This is a genomic window from Persicitalea sp. (genome assembly GCF_041751555.1).
In the GTDB taxonomy this organism is placed as follows: domain Bacteria; phylum Bacteroidota; class Bacteroidia; order Cytophagales; family Spirosomataceae; genus Persicitalea.
Window position 1 is genome coordinate 1 of record NZ_JBGSXF010000019.1, and the last position, 2,486, is coordinate 2,486.

Below are 2,486 nucleotides of genomic sequence, written 5' to 3' on the forward strand. Positions count from 1 at the left end.
GCGCACGGGCATCAAAGTATCCAGCGTGGCCATTGGCGAGTTGAACCGCGTTCCTTACAAGTCAGAGCCAGTTACCGAGGAGTGGGTCTGGAACAGCGTGGACGCCGCCAGGGCGCTGGGCGTGAACGTGATTTTGCTGGCGTTTTTCGGCAATGGCGAATTGCGCGACGACGCGGCGGGCCAGAAAATGGTGATTGAGCGGCTCAAGAAAGTCGCCCCCCACGCCGAGAAGCAGGGCATCACGCTGGGCATCGAGTCGTACCTCAGCGCACGTGATCACCTGAAAATCATCGACGCCGTGGGTTCCAAGGCCGTAAAAGTCTATTACGACTCCCGCAACTCAGCCGACGCGGGCCACGACATTTATGAAGAAATTCCTTTCCTGGGCAATGACCTGATCTGCGAACTCCACATAAAAGAAAACGGCTTCCGCCTCGGCGAAGGTACCATCGACTGGCCGCGCGTGGCAGCTTTGCTCAAACAAATCGGCTACCAAGGCTGGATGCAGATCGAAGGCGCAACGCCCAAAGGTGCTGACGCCGTCGAAACTTATCAGTACAACCGCCGTTATCTGGAAGGGTTGTTTGATTTTGCGTAGGGCGATCGGCTTGCTGATTTCTTACTTGATAAATTACCCTGAATATGAACAGAAAATTGATTTTGTACATAGCCATGAGCCTTGACGGCTACATTGCCAAGAAAGACGGTAACCTAGATTTCTTGTCTATTGTCGAAACCAAGAATGAAGATTTTGGATATGCTGAGTTTTTACAAACTATTGATACGGTGATCTGGGGGCGCAAGACCTTTGATAAGGTTGTATCGTTTGGCGAGGGTGTTCCCCATAAAGACAAGCAAGTGTTTGTGATTTCCAAGTCAAAAAAAGGAAAATTAGCGCACGCTGAATACTGCAATAATGTAGTTGACCTGGTCAGTTCCCTGAAACAGACGGAAGGAAAAGATATTTACTGTGATGGGGGCGCAGAAATAGTATATGAGCTATTGAAAAACCGTCTTATTGACCGGATAATCGTGAGCGTCATTCCTCATCTGCTTGGTGACGGTATTCGGTTGTTTAGTGAAAACGGTATCGAGCAACAACTCAAATTTAAAAGAAGCATAAGCTACCCTTCGGGGCTAGTTCAACTTTGGTACGAAGCCGTCGGAAACGACATGCCAGAAACCCAATAAATAAGTACAAACAGTCTGCCGAATATGCACAAGATGAAACCTAAATACTCTACCCGCTATGCCACCCTCACGCTCGGCATCGCCCTGCTTGTCTCCCTCTCGGCGGTCAGCCTATGGACGCCCACGGACGAGAACTCGCGCCTTTACGTCCCCGATGACCTCGAGGCCACGCTCTGGGCCGAGGCCCCGATGTTCTACAACCCCACCAACATGGACATCGACGCCCGCGGACGGGTCTGGATCACCGAAGCGGTCAACTATCGCAGCTTCAAAACCGAACCGGACGAGCGCCTTTCGCACCTGCAAAAGGGCGATCGTGTGATGATCCTCGAAGACCGCGATGGCGACGGCAAGGCGGAATCCTCCAAGGTGTATGTGCAGGACACGCTACTCACTGCCCCGCTCGGCATTGCTGTGATCGACAACAAAGTCATCGTTTCCTGTGCTCCCAACCTCATTATTTATACTGATACCGACGGCGATGACAAGCCCGATGAGCGCGAGGTGTTCTTGACGGGCTTCGGCGGTTTCGACCATGATCACTCGTTGCACTCGATGGTGACCGGGCCGGATGGGCGATGGTACTTCAACACCGGCAACGCCGGGCCGCACGTCGTGACCGACAAAAGCGGCTGGACGCTCAACAGCGGCACGATGTACAACGGTGGCACACCTTACAACAACAGCAATACGGGCAACCGCAAGTCGGACGACGGCCGCGTGTGGGTCGGCGGGCTGGCTTTGCGCATCAATCCCGACGGAACGGGGCTGAAAGTGCTGGGTCATAACTTCCGCAACAGCTACGAGGTCTGCCTCGACAGCTACGGTAACATGTGGCAGAACGACAACGACGATCAGGTAGTTACCTGTCGCGTCTCGTTCCTGCCCGAGAATGGCAACGCCGGGTACTTTGCCGCCGATGGCACGCGCTTCTGGCAGGCTGATCGCCGTCCGGGTCAGTCGATGTTCGAAGCGCACTGGCACCAGGACGACCCGGGCGTGATGCCTGCCGGGGACAACAGCGGCGCGGGTTCGCCGACGGGTATCGTCTTCTATGAAGGCGACGAAATGGGTGAAAAATACCGAGGTACTTTGCTCAGTTGCGAGGCGGGCCGCAACGTAGTTTTTGCCTATCAGCCCGAGAAAACGGGCGCAGGTTTTTCCTTGCAAAGAAAAGACCTCATTAGCTCCTTCCCACAAGCCTCCGAGCGCTACGAGTGGTTCGAAACCGACACCGACACCCGCAAGTGGTTCCGCCCGTCGGACGTAGCCGTTGGCCCCGACGGTGCCTGGTA

The 2,486-nt window shown here is 54.6% G+C and carries 3 protein-coding genes; all 3 read left to right on the plus strand.

The features are described from left to right. The coding region (locus ACEW8P_RS00625; protein ID WP_373511177.1) for a sugar phosphate isomerase/epimerase family protein at positions 1 to 598 on the plus strand (598 nt) is incomplete at its 5' end. A 44-nt stretch (positions 599 to 642) separates the two neighbouring features. Beyond that, positions 643 to 1,191 (plus strand): dihydrofolate reductase family protein, encoded by a 549-nt coding sequence (locus ACEW8P_RS00630; protein WP_373511178.1) that lies wholly within the window; start codon positions 643 to 645, stop codon positions 1,189 to 1,191. Between the two features lie 33 nt (positions 1,192 to 1,224). After that, positions 1,225 to 2,486: PVC-type heme-binding CxxCH protein (locus tag ACEW8P_RS00635; RefSeq protein ID WP_373511179.1), on the plus strand; the 1,262-nt coding region annotated here is incomplete at its 3' end.

Excerpts from the sequence above, each read along its gene's own strand:
- ACEW8P_RS00630 (WP_373511178.1), top strand. The coding sequence starts at position 643 with ATGAACAGAAAATTGATTTTGTACATAGCCATGAGCCTTGACGGCTAC.